14 protein-coding genes are annotated in these 15,760 nt (G+C 71.8%); 6 read left to right on the top strand and 8 right to left on the bottom strand.

Going from position 1 to position 15,760, the window contains the following annotated elements:
- Positions 1-44: 44 nt before the first annotated feature.
- From ABZ193_RS36165 to ABZ193_RS36145, 5 genes are read left to right on the top strand one after another with little or no spacing between them, the layout of a single operon-like run.
- Positions 45-722 (top strand): response regulator transcription factor, encoded by a 678-nt coding sequence (locus tag ABZ193_RS36165; RefSeq protein ID WP_017983685.1) that lies wholly within the window; start codon positions 45-47, stop codon positions 720-722.
- Positions 719-1,858, top strand: coding sequence for a HAMP domain-containing sensor histidine kinase (locus ABZ193_RS36160; RefSeq protein ID WP_354713047.1), 1,140 nt, complete (start codon positions 719-721; stop codon positions 1,856-1,858). Before ABZ193_RS36165 ends, ABZ193_RS36160 begins: the two co-directional genes overlap by 4 nt.
- Positions 1,859-1,873: 15 nt before the next feature.
- Entirely contained in the window at positions 1,874-2,686 is an 813-nt protein-coding gene (locus ABZ193_RS36155; RefSeq protein ID WP_027936513.1) for an aldo/keto reductase, read from the top strand.
- 58 nt (positions 2,687-2,744) lie between these two features.
- Positions 2,745-3,173 (top strand): MarR family transcriptional regulator, encoded by a 429-nt coding sequence (locus ABZ193_RS36150; RefSeq protein ID WP_020422393.1) that lies wholly within the window; start codon positions 2,745-2,747, stop codon positions 3,171-3,173.
- Positions 3,174-3,230: 57 nt separating this feature from the next.
- Positions 3,231-4,142 (top strand): LLM class flavin-dependent oxidoreductase, encoded by a 912-nt coding sequence (locus ABZ193_RS36145; protein ID WP_354713045.1) that lies wholly within the window; start codon positions 3,231-3,233, stop codon positions 4,140-4,142.
- 1 nt (position 4,143) lies between these two features.
- On the opposite strand, the gene ABZ193_RS36140 is transcribed toward ABZ193_RS36145, so the two are convergent.
- The 6 genes from ABZ193_RS36140 to ABZ193_RS36115 form a co-directional block, all read right to left on the bottom strand.
- Positions 4,144-5,037, bottom strand: a complete 894-nt coding sequence (locus ABZ193_RS36140) for a helix-turn-helix transcriptional regulator (RefSeq protein ID WP_354713043.1) — start codon at positions 5,035-5,037, stop codon at positions 4,144-4,146.
- Positions 5,038-5,119: 82 nt separating this feature from the next.
- The gene (locus tag ABZ193_RS36135) at positions 5,120-5,923 is read right to left on the bottom strand and encodes an SDR family oxidoreductase (RefSeq protein WP_354713042.1); all 804 of its coding nucleotides are present in this window, start codon (positions 5,921-5,923) and stop codon (positions 5,120-5,122) included.
- 423 nt (positions 5,924-6,346) lie between these two features.
- Entirely contained in the window at positions 6,347-7,126 is a 780-nt protein-coding gene (locus tag ABZ193_RS36130) for an alpha/beta hydrolase (RefSeq protein ID WP_354713040.1), read from the bottom strand.
- An 11-nt stretch (positions 7,127-7,137) separates the two neighbouring features.
- Positions 7,138-8,316 carry a hypothetical protein gene (locus ABZ193_RS36125; protein ID WP_354713038.1) on the bottom strand — a complete coding sequence of 393 codons (1,179 nt, stop codon included), beginning with the start codon at positions 8,314-8,316 and terminating at the stop codon, positions 7,138-7,140.
- 5 nt (positions 8,317-8,321) lie between these two features.
- Positions 8,322-9,200: a nitrilase family protein gene (locus ABZ193_RS36120; RefSeq protein WP_354713037.1), complete on the bottom strand. Its 879-nt coding sequence runs from the start codon at positions 9,198-9,200 to the stop codon at positions 8,322-8,324.
- 13 nt (positions 9,201-9,213) lie between these two features.
- Positions 9,214-10,530, bottom strand: a complete 1,317-nt coding sequence (locus ABZ193_RS36115; RefSeq protein ID WP_354713035.1) for an amidase — start codon at positions 10,528-10,530, stop codon at positions 9,214-9,216.
- 131 nt (positions 10,531-10,661) lie between these two features.
- Here ABZ193_RS36115 and ABZ193_RS36110 point away from each other — a divergent pair, with 131 nt between their 5' ends.
- Positions 10,662-11,690, top strand: a complete 1,029-nt coding sequence (locus tag ABZ193_RS36110; protein ID WP_354713033.1) for a LacI family DNA-binding transcriptional regulator — start codon at positions 10,662-10,664, stop codon at positions 11,688-11,690.
- A gap of 225 nt (positions 11,691-11,915) precedes the next feature.
- Here ABZ193_RS36110 and ABZ193_RS36105 read toward each other — a convergent pair whose 3' ends face one another.
- Both ABZ193_RS36105 and ABZ193_RS36100 read right to left on the bottom strand, forming a co-directional pair.
- The gene (locus tag ABZ193_RS36105) at positions 11,916-14,024 is read right to left on the bottom strand and encodes a 3-hydroxyacyl-CoA dehydrogenase NAD-binding domain-containing protein (RefSeq protein ID WP_354713031.1); all 2,109 of its coding nucleotides are present in this window, start codon (positions 14,022-14,024) and stop codon (positions 11,916-11,918) included.
- Positions 14,021-15,211, bottom strand: a complete 1,191-nt coding sequence (locus tag ABZ193_RS36100) for a thiolase family protein (protein ID WP_354713065.1) — start codon at positions 15,209-15,211, stop codon at positions 14,021-14,023. Before ABZ193_RS36100 ends, ABZ193_RS36105 begins: the two co-directional genes overlap by 4 nt.
- Positions 15,212-15,760 lie beyond the last annotated feature (549 nt).

The following is a 15,760-nucleotide window of genomic DNA, read 5'->3' as shown; positions in this document are numbered from 1 at the left end:
CGCCGCCCAGGTAACTCTCAGGAAACTGTGGCACGGTTGTCTGCGTGCGAATTCTGGTTGTCGAGGACGAGGCGCCGCTGGCGGACGCGATCGCGCGCGGGCTGCGCCGGGAAGGCATGGCGGTCGACGTCGCCCTCACCGGCGACGAGGGGCACGAGAAGGCGAGCATCACACGCTACGACGTGGTGCTGCTCGACCGCGACCTGCCCGGGATGTCCGGCGACGAGCTGTGCCGCCAGATCGTCTCCTCCGACGAGCTGACCCGCGTCCTCATGCTGACCGCGAGCGGCACGGTCTCCGACCGCGTCGAGGGCCTGTCCCTCGGCGCCGACGACTACCTGGCCAAGCCGTTCGCCTTCCCCGAGCTGGTCGCCCGCGTCCGCGCGCTCGGCCGTCGCGCCACCCCGGCCGCGCCGCCGCTGCTCACGGTCGGCGACGTCGAGCTCGACCCGGCCAAGCGCACGGTCCGCCGCGCGAGCGGCCCGGTCGACCTGACCCGCAAGGAGTTCGGCGTCCTGGAGGTCCTGATGTCCGCCAAGGGCGCGGTCGTCAGCAGCGAGGAGCTGCTCGAGCGCGTGTGGGACGAGAACGCCGACCCGTTCACCACGACCGTGCGGGTGACGGTGATGACCCTGCGCAAGAAGCTGGGCGAACCTGGGATCATCGAGACCGTGGTGGGATCCGGGTACCGGGCACGCGACACCGGCCCCGCGAAGGGGTGAGTTCGCGCTCGACACGCACGCCGGTGCGCAGCCTGCGGGCGCGCATCACGCTGCTCGCGACCGGGCTGGCAGCCGGCGTGAGCCTCGTGCTGCTCTGGCTGGCCTGGACGCTGGTCGGCGACGCCGTGGCCGCGGTGCCGCAGATGCCGCCGGGCACGGTCGTGCGCGTCGACGGCGTGGACGTGGACGCCGCCGCGCTGGCCACGCACCTGCGGGACCACGCGCGGGACAAGATGCTGCTCGCCGGGACCATCGCGTTCTGCTGCGTGGTGCTGGCCACCGCGATCCTGGCGTGGACGTTCACCTCGCGCGTGCTGCGCCCGCTGCGCGACATCACCGGCACCGCGCGGCGGTTGTCGGTCGAGTCGCTGGGCGAGCGCATCGGCGAGGTCGACGCGCGCGGTGAGCTGGCCGAGCTGGCGCAGACCTTCGACGCGATGCTCGACCGGCTGCAGTCGGCGTTCGAGGCGCAGCGGCACTTCGTCGCCAACGCCAGCCACGAGCTGCGCACCCCACTGTCGGTGATCCGCACCGAACTGGACGTCACGCTCGCCGACGACCGGGCCGACGCCGCCGAGCTGCGCCGCATGGCCGGCGTGGTGCGGGACGCGACCGAGCGGGCCAACCAGCTCGTCGGGTCGCTGCTGCTGCTCGCCCGCACCGACGGCGCCGGGCTGGTGGTGACCGAGCCGGTCGACCTCGCCGCGCTGGTCGCGAGCGCGTGGCGGGCCGTGTCCGGGGAGGCCGACCAGCGCGGCCTCAAGACCACCTTCCACGTCGAGCCGGCCTGGACCACCGGCGATCCCGCGCTGCTCGAGCGCATCGCGGGCAACCTGCTGGAGAACGCGGTGCGGCACAACGTCGACGCCGGCTGGATCGAGGTCACCACCCAGGCCGGGGAGCAGTGGTCGACGCTGCGGGTGCGGTCCTCCGGCGGGCTGGTCGACCCGCAGACGGTGGACGAGCTGTTCGAGCCGTTCCGCCGCGCGGGCGTGGCGCGCACCGCCCGCCACGGCGCGGGTCTCGGGTTGTCGATCGTGCGCGCGGCGGTCGAGGCGCACGACGGGCTGGTCGCCGCGGAACCGGTGGTCGGCGGCGGGCTGGCCGTCACCGTCCGGCTGCCCGCGACCCGCTGAGTTACGGTGCTGGGCATGGTCCCTTCCCTCCGGTTGAACAACGAGATCGAGCTGCCCGCACTCGGGTTCGGGGTGTACAAGCTGCCCGACGACGAGGTCGAGTCGGTGATGCACGTGGCGATGGAGGCCGGCTACCGCAGCTTCGACACGGCGACCCTCTACGGCAACGAGCGCGGCGTCGGCGCCGCGGTGCGGTCGTCCGGCCTGGCCCGCGAGGAGTTGTTCGTCACCACGAAGCTGTGGAACACCGAGCACGGCTACGACCGGGCGCTGAAGGCGTTCGACGGCAGCCTGGAGCTGCTCGGGCTCGACTACGTCGACCTGTACCTCATCCACTGGCCGGTGCCGGGGCAGGACCGCTACGTGGAGACGTGGCGCGCGCTGGAGAAGATCCTCGCCGACGGCAGGGCCCGCGCGATCGGCGTGTCCAACTTCCAGATCCCGCACCTGGAACGGCTGATGGCCGAGACCGAGGTCGTGCCCGCGGTCAACCAGGTCGAGCTGCACCCCGGCCTGCAGCAGGCGGCGCTGCGCGGCTTCCACGAGCAGCACGGCATCGTGACCGAGGCGTGGAGCCCGCTCGCCCGCGGCAGGCAGCTGGACCACGAGGTGATCACCACGATCGCCCGCAAGCACGGAAAGACCCCGGCGCAGGTGGTGCTGCGCTGGCACATCGAGATGGGGCACATGGTCATCCCGAAGTCGGCCACCCCGAGCCGCATCCGGGAGAACATCGACATCTTCGACTTCGAGCTGGACTCGCACGACATCGCCGGGATGGCGACGCTGGAGGCCGGTGACCGCCACGGCCCCCACCCCGATGCCTGAGGTAATTCGCACCACGAACTGTTAACCTGGTGGAATGCCCGCACAGGATGACGGCCGGATGGGGATCGTGACCGCCCTGGTGCGGTCCACGTTCCTGGTGAACGCGGTGTATTCCGAATCGGCCAGGGAGTACGGCATCACGATGCCGCAGGGGCAGCTGTTGTGCGTGCTGATGGCGCGGCCCTACGGCATGACCGAGCTGGGCGCGGTGCTGCGGCTGGCGAAGTCGAGCCTCACCGGGCTGGTCGACCGCACCGAACGCAACGGCCTGGTCCGCCGCGAGCCGGATCCGCGCGACACCAGGGCGGTTCTGGTCGCGCTCACGCCGGAGGGGAAGCGGCTGGCGGGGGAGTTCTACGCCGAGACCTGCCGCCGGATCGAACAGCTTCCCGCGGGGCTCGACGCGGCCGACCGCGACCGGCTCGCCGGGCTGCTCGGCCGGGTCGTGACGGACAACGAGGTGCCCCCGGTCTTCCTGGACCGCTGACCTTGCAGTTCGTACTGCGAACCATTATTGTTCGTAGTACGAACTGGAGGGATCATCATGACTGCACCTGACGTGGTTTTCGGGTTCGGCGCGCACACCGGCGCCGACGAGGTGACCGACCTGCTGCGCATGGTCCGGCGAGCGGACGCCGACGGGCTCGACCTGGTCTCGCTGTCCGACCACCCCTACTTCGGGAGCCGCCTGGACGCCTACGCGACCATCGGGTTCCTGCTGGGGAACACGGAGCGCATCGCGGGTTTCGCCAACGTCACCAACCTGCCGCTGCGGCCCCCGGCGATGCTGGCCAGGGCGGTGACGACCCTGTCGGCGCTGTCCGGTGGCCGGGTCGTGCTCGGGGTCGGCGCGGGCGGGCTCCCGGACCGGATCGCCGACATGGGCGGGCCGCGGTTCACCCCGGGCGAGGCGGTGGAGGCCTTCGAGGAGGCGATCCTGCTGGTCAAGAGCCTGGCCGGGGGTGGAGAGCCGGTGACCCACGAGGGACGGCACTACCGGGTGCGCGGCATCGAGCCCGCGCCGGTGGCCGCGCCGCCGGTGTGGACCGGGTCGGTCGGGCGGAAGTCGCTCGCCGCGACCGGCCGCGTGGCCGACGGCTGGCTGCCCGGCCACGCGGCGGACTGGCTGAGCGAGCGGTACCGCACGTCGCGGCCGGTGATCGACGAGGCGGCGGCCGCGGCAGGGCGCGACCCGAGCGAGGTCCGCACGATCCTGAACTTCCCCGGCCGCATCACTGACAAGCCGCTGGCGAAGACGCGGGACGACGAGGGCCGCTGGATCGGCGGGTCCGTGGACCAGTGGGTCGAGGAGCTGACCTCGGGCGTCCTCGAGCACGGGATGTCCGGCTTCATCCTGTTCCCGCCGGGCCACGCCGCCCACGACGACATCTCCCTCGGCCGCTGGGCCCGGGAGATCGTGCCCGCTGTCCGGGAGACGATCGCCAAGGAGGCCTAGGCTACGGCGACTCCGGCTGGGTTTGCCTGCGCTCCGACCGCGGGTGCCCAAGGCCGGCCGCCCACGACGCCAGCAGGGCCAGGCCGTCCGCGGTCGCCGTGCCGGCGGGCGCGGTGTAGACGTTCAGGAGCAGGCCGGGTTCGGCAGGCATCTCCATCGACTCGACGTCCAGGTCGAGCCGGCCCACCACCGGGTGGTGCAGACGCTTGCGCCCGGACCGGTGGTGCCGGACGTCCTGGGATGCCCACCGCTGCCGGAAGAGCTCGCTGCGCGCCGACAATTCACCGACCAGGGCGATCAGCTCCTCGTCGTGCGGATCGCGGCCGGCTTCCATGCGCAGCTTCGCAGCCACGTCGCGGGCGATCCGGTCGTAGTCGACGAAGAACGTTTTCGCCGCGCCGGGGGCCAGGTACACGAACCGCGCGGTGTTCGCCGTCCGTCGCGGGTCGGCCAGCACCGGTGAATACAGCGCGCGGGCAAGGTGATTCATGGCCAGCACGTCATAACGGCCAGTGCAAATCCAAGCCGGCGCATCGGTGATGGCGTCGAGCACCTGCTGAAGGGCCGGGCGCACGGTCACGGCGGGTCGCCGGCGGCGTGGACCCTTGGACTGCCGCGCGAGGTGGAACAGGTGATCGCGCTCGGCCTCGTCGAGTTGCAAGGCAGAGGCCAACGCGTCGAGCACCCCGTCGGAGGCGCCGGTGAGGCTGCCGCGCTCCATGCGCACGTAGTAGTCGACCGACACCCCCGCCAGCAGAGCCACCTCTTCGCGGCGCAGACCTTCGACCCGGCGGTTGCCGCCGTAGGCGGGCAGTCCGGCCCGCTCGGGCGTGATTCGCGCGCGACGCGAGCTCAGGAATTCCTTGATCTCGGTGCGCAGATCGATCTTGGCCACCTTTTGACCGTAGGCCCTGTCCGCGGGCGGAGGGAGGTTCTGCTGGTACCCCCGTCGAGGCCCGGGGGAGCCGGCAAAACGCCTAGGTACCCGTTGCGGTCGTGGCGATGCCGCCGTCGACCGGGACGATGGCGCCCGTCAGGTAAGCCCCGGCGCGGCTGCCGAGGAACACGGCGACGCCTGCCATGTCGTCGTCGCGGCCGAGCCGGCGCAGCGGGGCCTTCGCCGCGATCTCGTCGCCGATGGCGTCGAGCGTGGCCGCCATCATCTGCGACGGGAACACTCCTGGGGCCACCGCGTTCACCGTGACGTGCTGGGGGCCCAGTTCCCTGGCGAGCACCCTGGTGAGTTGGTGGAGCGCGGCTTTGCTGCCGGCGTACGAGTAGTTGGGCGACTCGGCGACGTGGATGGCGGCGATACTGCCGATGTTGATGATCCGCGCGGGATCGTCGGCGGTGCCCGCCCGGCGAAGTGCGGGGAGCAGCGCCTGCACCAGCCAGAACGGCGACTTGAGGTTGAGGTCGATCACCGTGTCCCAGGCCTCGGCCGGGAACGTCTCCAGCGGCTCGCGCCACATCGCTCCCGCGTTGTTGATGAGGATGTCCAGGCGATCCGAGTCGCCTTTGACGAGATCAGCGAGGCGCTGACACTCGTCGTACCTGGACAGGTCGGCGGGGAATGCTCGGACGTCGCCGAATTCGGAGAGCAGACGCTGTGCCTCCGTGCACGCGTTGGTGTTGCGTGAGCTGATGACGACGCGGGCGCCCGCCTGCAGCAGGCCCCGCGCGATCATCATCCCGATGCCCCTGGTGCCACCAGTGACAAGTGCGTACTTCCCACTCAGATCGAAGAGATCCGCGTGGGTGGTGAACTGGTCGTCCGCCATGGGTCTTCGTCCCCTTTGTCGTGGAAGCATGCGGCCGGCTGGGAGCCGGCTCAACCAAAGTGGCACGCGTCCTGGACGTCCGGGAGACCCTGGTGATGCAGGTACTGTGAGACCCCCTCGCCTAGGAAGTGTCCTCCCGTTCCGGGCTGGTGAATCGGACTCGCCGGTCCCGCATCGCCTGCCGGGTCGAGGGATGCGGCCTGGCCGGTGAGCAGCACCCGCGTCGGTGACCCGCGCCCATCGATCGCAAGATGGATCTTCGTGCTCAGTCTGGCCGCGGGACCGGCCGGGTCCTTCCCCGTCGACCGCGAGCGCCTCGGCTCCGGGCGCGCAGCCCTCTTCTTCCGGGCGCCAGCAGCATGCTGGTGCGCCTGCCGCCGCCGACCAAGGACCTGGCCACCCGCCTCACCAAGGGGCGCAGTCCTAGGGCCGGATCGCCGCCGCGAGGTGTTTCGCCAGCACCTCCGGCGCCTGGGCGTGCGCGAGGTGCCCCTGCCCGGGCATGGCCACCCGCCGGGCCTGGGGCAGCGCCCGCTCGAACACCGCGAACGCCGTGCCGTACGGTTCGGCTCCCTCGTTCAGCTCGCCCAGCAGCAACGTGACCGGCACGTCGAGCTCGCGGTAGCGGTCGAAGGCCGGCTCGTGCGCGTTCAGCGCGGCGAGTTCGGCCGCGAGCGGATGGGCCAGCGGGCGCAGCACCGGCCACACCGGACTCTCCCGCAGCGCCGCCACGTACTCCGCGGAGAACCCGGACACGTCGCGGTTCACGATCTCCACCGCGCGGTCCAGATCGCCTTCGGCCGCCCGCAACGACTCCAGCGCGTGGACACCGAACGGGCTCGACACCGGTTCGTAAGCCACCACCGACCGCAGATCCCGCCGCTGCACCGCGGCCTCCAGCGCGATCAGCCCGCCGTAGCTCCAGCCGAACAGTTCCACGTCGCCGCCGAGGGTGTCGAGCACGTGGTGCAGGTCGTCGATCTCGGTGCGCAGCGAGTACCCGTCGCCGAGCGGGCCGCTGGGCGCCCGGCCGCGCCGGTTCAGCACGACGACCGGGTTCGGCAGCGCGAGGGCGTCGACGACCGGCCGCCAGGACGCGGCGTCGGCCATCACGCCGGGCACCACGACCACCGGCGGCCCGTCACCGTCGCGCCGCTCGGCGGTCAGCGTCGTGCCGTCGCGGTCGAACCGCAGGATCTGCATCGGTTTTCCTTTCACAGAACGATGTCCAGCAGGGGAACGAGGACGCCGGTGCACACCGTCATGGCGAACATGTTGCCCGCGCAGGGATGCACGCCGAGCGGGATGCGCCGGGACGCGAACGCGGCCAGCGGGGGAGCGGCCAGCGCCCCGAGCACCGCGCCGCTCAGCACGGCGGGCCACGTCGGCCCGTAGGTGAGCACCACCGCGGGCGCGACCGACACGACCGGCACGAACGTCGGGTACCAGCCGTGCCGAGCCCACTGCCGCCGGTACACCAGCACGCCGAGCGTGGCGGTGAGCACTTGCGCGGTGAGCAGGGCGGGTAGCAGACCGCTGCCGTACACCGGGGTCAGCGGGTTGAGCAGGTAGGTCAGCACCGTCCCGGCGAGCAGTCCGAGCGAGGCGATCTCGTTGCCGTGGAAGGGCGCCTCGGTGAAGTCGGCGAGCACGCGCCGCACCACCCACACCGGCCCTTGCCGCGGCACGCTGTGCTCCGCGGCGGGCGGCGGGACCGGCCGCGGGAGCCACGGCAGGCGGCGGCACAGCGGGAACGCGATCAGCGCGCTGACCCACATCGCGGTCACCGACCCCAGCACCGCGGGCTGCCCCAGTGGCACGCACACGAAGTTGACCAGCAGCAACGCGGCGGGCGTGGTCAACGCGGCGCCGAGCACGGCACCGGTGGCGGCGACCCGCCACCCCGCGCCGTAGGTCAGGACCACCATGGGCGGCACCGACACGAACGCCACGAACGTCGGCTGCCACGCGCCGGTCGCGGGGATCGTCCACCCCCAGGCCAGGTTGGACAGCAGCAGCCCGAGCAGGGCCGCGGCGGTGACCCACGGCCACAGCCCGCTGCCCCCGCTGACCGCGAACCCGGCCCAGCGGCGGCCGCGCCGCCATCCGACGTGCGCGATCCAACCACCGGCCAGCAGGCCGATCCCGCCGAGCGCGGACTTGTAGAACTGCGCCTCGGTGGCGTCGCCCAGGACCCAGCGCAGGAACTGCGGGATGTGGTGGTAGGCCTGCTCCTGCCACTCGTCGTAGGCGGACAGGACGTGCGGCAGCGAACCGGTGACGCGGGCCAGCAGCAGGGCGATGCCCGCGGTGACCCCGAACAGCGCGGCGCCGGCCAGCCAGCGGCCGAGCGCACCGGCGGGCTTCGTCGCCCGGCGGGTCGTGGTGAGCACCGGGATCACCGCGGGTAGGCCTGGCCGCCGCGGTACCCCAGCAGCGGATCGTAGAGGTCGGTGCGGCGGTCTCGTGGCAGGTCGTTGAGCTCGTTCCAGATCGCCGCCGACCGGGTGGCCATCAGGTCGAGTCCGCTGTAGACGATCGTGTCGCCCTCGGGGGCGGCGACCTCGCTCGCGGGCCAGCCGTTGGTGCCGGTGATCAGCGAGCACCCGAGGAACTTCGCGCCGCGCTCCTCGCCGACCCGGTTCGCCGCGACGATCGGCACACCGTTGACGTGCGAAGCGGTCATGGTCAGGTAGGCGGCCATGCACCGGCCGGCGTCGTCGAACAGCGGCGGCGGCGTCCACACCCAGTTGTTGACGCTGCAGATGACGTCCGCGCCCTGCACCGCGAGCAGGCGCGCGACCTCCGGGAACCAGATGTCCCAGCAGATCAGCAGGCCGATCCGGCCGATGCGGGTCTCGAACACCGGGAACCCGAGGTCGCCTGGCGTGAACACGAGCTTTTCCTTGTGCCACAGGTGGGTTTTGCGGTAGTGCCCGATCAGCCCGTCCGGTCCGATGAGGACGGCCGTGTCGAACAGGCGCACCCCGTCGAGTTCGGTGATCCCGCCGACGAGGTGGATGCCGCGGCTGCGGGCGAGTTCGGTCCACGCCTGCACGGTCGGGCCGGTCAGCTCCTCGGCGTGCGCGTAGGCCTCCTCCCGGGTGGCGAAGGAGTAGCCGGTGTTGACCAGCTCGGGCAGCACGACCAGGTTCGCGCCCTGCTCGGCGGCCTCGGTGACCAGTTCGAGGGTCCGGGCGAGGTTCTTGTCCTTGTTCTCCAGCCCGACCTGCGGGTCGCACTGCACGGCAGCGGCGGTGATGGCGCTCGTCGACATTCGGCTGTTCCCTTCAGAGGTGTTCGGCGATCGTCAGGAGGTCGTGCTCGGAGCCGGGCGGGCCGACGAGCTGCAGTCCCACGGGCAGCTCACCGGCGAGACCGGCGGGGACGGACAGGGCGGGCAGCCCGAGAACGCTCCACGGGCTGGTCAGCGACAGCAACGCGGCTCGCACGTCGCCGACGTCGGAGGTGCGCGCATCGAGCGGCGGGGCGGGCAGCGGAGTCGTGGGCAGTGCGAAAATCCCGTGTTCCCGCAGCAGGTCCAGCACTTCGCCGCGGACCCGGTCGCGCAGCTCGCGGGCACGGACGTACTCCCAGCCGCGGACTTCGCCACCGGCCCGGAGGCGGTCGCGGACCTCGTCGCCGAACAGGTCCGGCCGGTCGGCGAGCCGCTCCGCGTGCACGGCATAGGCCTCGCTGCCCTGGATCGCCGCGTACGCGGCGCGGAGCGCTTCCGCTTGCGGGACAACGTCTTCGTCGAGATCACGCAGGCGCTCGCGGACGGTGGCGGTCACCTCCGGCGCGGTTGGGTGGATCGTGTCCGGTGGCACCCACGCGACGCGGGGTGCGGCGTTGCCTGGCTTGGTTCCACTCAGGACGGTCCACAGCAGACGCGCGTCGGCGGCCGTGCGGGCCAGCGGGCCGACGGTGTCCAGCGACGGCGCCAAGGGCAGGACGCCGTGTGTGCTGAGCGCGCCGTGCGTCGGCTTCAGGCCGACGATCCCGCAGCACGCGGCGGGAATCCGGACGGAGCCGCCGGTGTCGGTGCCGAGCGCGAGCGGGACGACGCCCGCCGCGACCGCCGCCGCCGAGCCGCTGCTCGACCCGCCGGTCATCCGGCCCGGGTCGTAGGGGTTGCGGGCCGGGCCGTTCGCGGCGCGGTCACCCGTCGGCCCGAACGCGATTTCGTGGGTGGCGGTCTTGCCGAGGACGATCGCGCCCGCCGCGCGGAGCCGTCGCACGCAGTCGGCGTCCGCGGCGGCGACGTGGTCCGTGAACTGGCGGGAACCGGCGGTGGTCGGCAGCCCGCGCACGTCGATCACGTCCTTGACCGCGACCGGGACGCCGTGCAACGGCCCGCGGTCGACGCCCGCCGCCAGCTCGCGCCCCGCCTGGTCGGCGGCGGCCCGGGCGCCGGCCTCGTCCACGGTGACGAACGCGTTGATCACCGGCTCCCACCGGGCGAGTTCGGCGAGCGCGGTCTCGACCAGGTCACGTGGCGTGAGCCGTCCGGCGCGCAGGTCCGCGGCGAGGCCCGCCACCGGGCGGTGTGCGAACCAGCCGGCGCCGGGCGGCGGGGCGAGCCTGGTCCCGAGGGATGACGACACGGTGTTCCTCTCCTTGCGCAAACGTTTGGGTCCGTGTTGCTGGTGTACCCAAACGTTTGGGAAAATCGTTTGGGTAGTATCAAGGAGCCCGGGAGCCGCCGTCAAGGGGTGGCCGGGCGGAAGGCTGGGAAGTGGGTCGAGCGGAGCGCAAGCGGCCGGCCACGCTGCGGACCATCGCGCAGAGCGCCGGGGTCGACATCTCCACGGTGTCCCGCGTGCTCAACGGGTCGCCGGAGGACGCGGCGCGCGCCGCATCCCGGGAGACCGCCGACGCGATCCGGAAGTGGGCGGCCCGGCTGGACTACCGGCCGAACCCGCACGCGAAGAGCCTGCGCACCCAGCGCAGCAACCTCGTCGGGGTGCTGGTGCCGCGGCTGTCCGACGTCGTCCTCGCCACGATCTACGAGGGCATCGAGGACGCGGCGGCGGGGCACGGGCTGGCGACGTTCGTGATGAACAGCCACGACCGGCCTGCCGAGCAGCGGGCGCGCACGGAGCTGGCGCTGTCACGCCGTGTGGACGGCCTCATCCTGGGCGACGCGCACCACGACGGGGAGTTCACCGGCGAGCTGGCCGAGCGGCGCGTGCCGTTCGTGCTGGTCAGCCGCCACGCGGGCGGGCATCCGTCGGTCACCTGCGACGACTACCGCGGCGGCAGGCTGGTCGCGGAGCACTTCCTGGAGCTGGGGCACCGGCGGGCCGGGGTGATCGCCGGGGAGCCGTTCGCGAGCACCGGCATCGACCGGACGGCCGGGTTCGCCGACCGGTACCGCCAGGAGGGTCTCGAGGTCGCGACTGTCCACTCCGGATTCGACACCGTCGGTGGCCACCGGGCGGCCGAGCGGCTCCTGGCGGAGACCGGCCCGACGGCCATCTTCGCCGTGAACGACTTCGCGGCGATCGGCGCACTCGGTGCGGTGCGGGACGCCGGCCTGCGCCCCGGGGCCGACGTCGCCGTGGCGGGTTTCAACGACACCCCGCTGGCCGCCGAACTGCCGGTCCCGCTGACCAGCGTCCGCTCCCCGATGCACGAAATGGGGCGGCGCGCGCTCGAACTGCTGGTCACCGTCCTCAACGGACAGTCACCGGAGTCGGAGCGCCTGGAGCCGGAGTTGTTCGTCCGGGCGTCCACGACCGGTCAGGCGATCCAGACCAGGTAGGACCGACCGTCGACAGGGGCCGGGGCGTGCTGCGACATGCCTGGCGGGTTTGTCGTCATCCTGGGATGGGCGATCCTCTACCAGCTGGGCCGGGTCGAATCGGCCCAGCGTCGGCGGACGACGGTCTCCGATTGCGGTGCTCGCGGGTGGGCCGTGGCTGTTCCCCAGACGGGGAAAGGCCCCCTCGCGCAGTAGGACGCGCGAGGGGGCCACCAGGTTCGGCGGTTACGCCGGCACCGAGGCCGCACCCGGCGCCAGGAACGGCTTGCCGGTCACCTTCTGCGACACACCGGTCCGGTCCAGGTACGGCGTGATGCCGCCGAGCCAGAACGGCCAGCCCGCGCCGAGGATCAGGCACAGGTCGATGTCCTGCGCCTCCGCGACCACGCCCTCGTCGAGCATGATCCGGATCTCTTCGGCGATCGCGGCAAGCGCCCGCTCGCGCAGCTGCTCCGCGGTCGAGGGCCGGTCGCCCTGCTGCCACAGCGCCGCGACCTCCGGGTCGACGCTCGGGTTGCCCTTGTCGTCCCACTGCCACACCGCGGTCTTGCCCGACGCGACGAACTTCTTCAGGTTCTCGCTCACCGGGAACCGCTCCGGGAACGCGCCGTGCAGCGTCTCGCCGACGTGCAGCGCGATCGCCGGGCCGACCAGCTGCATCAGCGTCAGCGGCGACATCGGCAGGCCCAGCGGCTCCAGCGCGCGGTCGGCCACGTCGAACGGGGTGCCCTCGTCGACCGCGGTCAGCACCTCGCCGAGGAAGCGCAGCAGCAGCCGGTTCACCACGAACGCCGGGGCGTCCTTGACCAGCACGCTGGACTTCTTCAGCTGCTTGCCGACCGCGAACGCCGTCGCCAGCGCCGCGTCGTCGGTCTGCTCGCCGCGCACGATCTCCAGCAGCGGCAGCACGGCCACCGGGTTGAAGAAGTGGAACCCGACGACCCGCTCCGGGTGCTGCAGCTTCGACGCCATCTCCGACACCGACAGCGACGAGGTGTTCGTCGCCAGGATCGCCTCGGGCTTGACGTAGTTCTCCAGGTCGCCGAAGACCTGCTGCTTGACGCCCATCTCCTCGAACACGGCCTCGATCACGAAGTCCGCGTCCGCGAAGGCCGCCTTGTCCAGCGAACCGCTGACCAGCGCCTTGAGCCGGTTCGCCTCGTCCGGCGAGATCCGCTTCTTGCCGAGCAGCTTGTCGATCTCACCGTGCACATAGGACACGCCCTTGTCGACGCGCGCCTGGTCCACGTCGGTCAGCACGACCGGGACCTTCAGGCGCCGCACGAACAGCAGCGCCAGCTGGCTCGCCATCAGGCCCGCGCCGACCACGCCGACCTTGGTCACCTTGCGCGCCAGCGACTTGTCCGGCGCGCCGGCCGGGCGCTTGGCGCGCTTGTTGACCAGGTTGAACGAGTACAGCCCGGCGCGCAGCGTGTCGTCCATCAGCAGCTGCGCCAGCGCCTGCGTCTCGGCCGCGTAGCCTGCGTCGAGGTCGTTCGCGCGGGCGAGTTCGAGCAGCTCGACGGCCTTGGTCGCGCCCGGCGACGCGCCCTTGGTCTTGCCGTCCACAATGGCCTTGGCGCGGGCGATCGCCGCGTCCCAGCCGGCGCCGCGGTCGATCTCCTTGCGCTGCGGGATGACCTGGCCGTTGACGACCTTCGCCAGCCACAGCAGCGACTGCTCCAGGAAGTCCGCGCTGCCCAGCAGCTCGTCCACGATGCCCAGCTGCGCGGCCTGCGCCGGCTTGAGCATCTTGTTCTGGTTCAGCGCGTTTTCGATGATCACGGTGACCGCGGCGTCCGGGCCGATCAGGTTCGGCAGCAGCTGCGTGCCGCCCCAGCCGGGGAACAGGCCGAGGAACACCTCGGGGAACGAGATCGCCGCGGCGGACTCCGACAGCGTGCGGTAGTGGCAGGACAGGGCCAGTTCGAGCCCGCCGCCCATGACCGCGCCGTTGACGAACGCGAAGGTCGGGATCGCCGAGTCGGTGAGGCGGCGGAACACCGCGTGCCCGGTTTCGGCGATCTCGTGCGCCAGGTTCGGGTCGCTGATCGCCTCGACGCCGGACAGGTCCGCGCCGACGGCGAAGATGAACGGCTTGCCGGTGACCGCGATGGCCGCCGGTTCCGCGGCGAACGCCTCGTCCAGCGCGGCGTTCAGGCTCACCAGGCCCTGCGGGCCGAACGTGGACGGGCGGGTGTGGTCGTGCCCGTTGTCCAGGGTGATCAGCGCGACCTGCTTGTCCAGGCCGGGCACCCGGATCAGGCGCGTGGTGGCGCGGGTGACCACCTCGTCCGGGAAGGCGGCCTTGGCCTGCTCAACCGTGAACGTCACTTGTCACTCCCGTCGTACGCAGGGTTCTCCCAGATCACGGTGCCGCCCATGCCGAGGCCGATGCACATCGTGGTGATGCCGTAGCGGACCTCGGGGTGCTCGGCGAACTGGCGGGACAGCTGGGTCATCAGCCGCACGCCGGAGGAGGCCAGCGGGTGGCCGCAGGCGATCGCGCCGCCCCACGGGTTGACGCGCGGGTCGGTCTGCTCGATGCCGAAGTGGTCCAGGAAGGCCAGGACCTGCACGGCGAACGCCTCGTTGATCTCGAACAGGCCGATGTCGTCGATGGACAGCCCGGTCCGCTTGAGCAGCTTCTCGGTGGCAGGCACCGGGCCGACGCCCATGACCTCGGGGTCGACGCCGGCGAAGGAGTAGCCGACCATCCGCATCGCGACGGGCAGGCCCAGCTCGCGGGCGGTCTCCTCGTCGGCGAGGATCGCACCGGTCGCGCCGTCGTTCAGGCCCGCGGCGTTGCCCGCGGTGACCCGGCCGTGCGGGCGGAACGGGGTCTTCAGGTTCGCCAGGGTTTCCACGGTGGTGCCCGGGCGGGGCGGCTCGTCCTCGGTGGCCAGGCCCCAGCCCAGCTCGGAGCGGATCGCGACCGGGACGAGCTCGGGGCCGATCTTGCCGGCCTTGACGGCGTCGGCGTAGCGCTCCTGGCTCTGCGCGGCGTACTCGTCCGCGCGGCGCTTGGTGATGGCCGGGAAGCGGTCGTGCAGGTTCTCCGCGGTCTGGCCCATGACGAGCGCGGACGGGTCGACGAGCTTGTCGGCGACGATGCGCGGGTTGGGGTCGACCCCTTCGCCCATCGGGTGGCGGCCCATGTGCTCGACACCCCCCGCGATGGCGATGTCATAGGCGCCGAAGCCGATGCCGCCCGCGACGGTGGTGACCGCGGTCATCGCGCCGGCGCACATGCGGTCGATCGCGTAGCCGGGGACCGAGCGCGGCAGACCGGCCAGGAGGGCGGCCGTGCGGCCGATCGTCAGGCCCTGGTCGCCGGTCTGGGTCGTGGCGGCGATGGCGACGTCGTCCACCCGCTCCGGCGGCAGTTCCGGATGGCGGCGCAGCAGTTCGCGGATGACCTTGACCACGAGGTCGTCGGCCCTGGTGTTGGCGTAGATGCCCTTCTCACCCGCCTTGCCGAACGGGGTGCGGACCCCCTCGACGAAGGCCACGGTGCGCACCGCCCGCGCGGTCGGCGCAAGGGGGGTTGCAGCCACGATGTGCTCCCTCTGTCAGCTCTGGGACCGCCGGTTACCCGGCGGTAATGACGCCACTCTAGCCCCGGTTACCGATGGGTAACCAGTGTGGTGGGTAGGACCACCTTTTCGAGCGGCGAGAGCTGATCTTCGAACACAACCCGAGCTGGGTGGTCATCCCGTCGCCTGACACCGGCGCGATCACCTTGAGCCAGGGCCGCAACCTCCGTGCTCGCGTGAGATGACATGCCAACCTTGCGGCCCTGGATCAAGGTGATATGCACAAACCGGAAGGCGACGGGATGACCACCCGGCGACCACCTCGCCAAGGTGAGCTGAGGCACCCAACCCCTGGTCATCCCGGAGCCTGCCCGTCCGGCGAGGACTCTTTTGATCTTTAGAGCCGCGCTGTCGCGCGGCGAAGAGCCCGCCCTGCGGGCGGAGAAAGCGCCTCACGGCGCCAAACGGTCACCTTCCGACCACCCCCGCCCCCTCTCCCTGAGTGTGTTTCAGTCGCCGAGCAGCCGTGTCAAG

The organism is Amycolatopsis sp. NPDC006125, assembly GCF_040614195.1.
GTDB classification, from domain to species: domain Bacteria; phylum Actinomycetota; class Actinomycetes; order Mycobacteriales; family Pseudonocardiaceae; genus Amycolatopsis_E; species Amycolatopsis_E tucumanensis.
The sequence above is the reverse complement of the archived record's forward strand: the minus strand, read 5'-3'. Positions and strand labels throughout refer to the sequence as shown.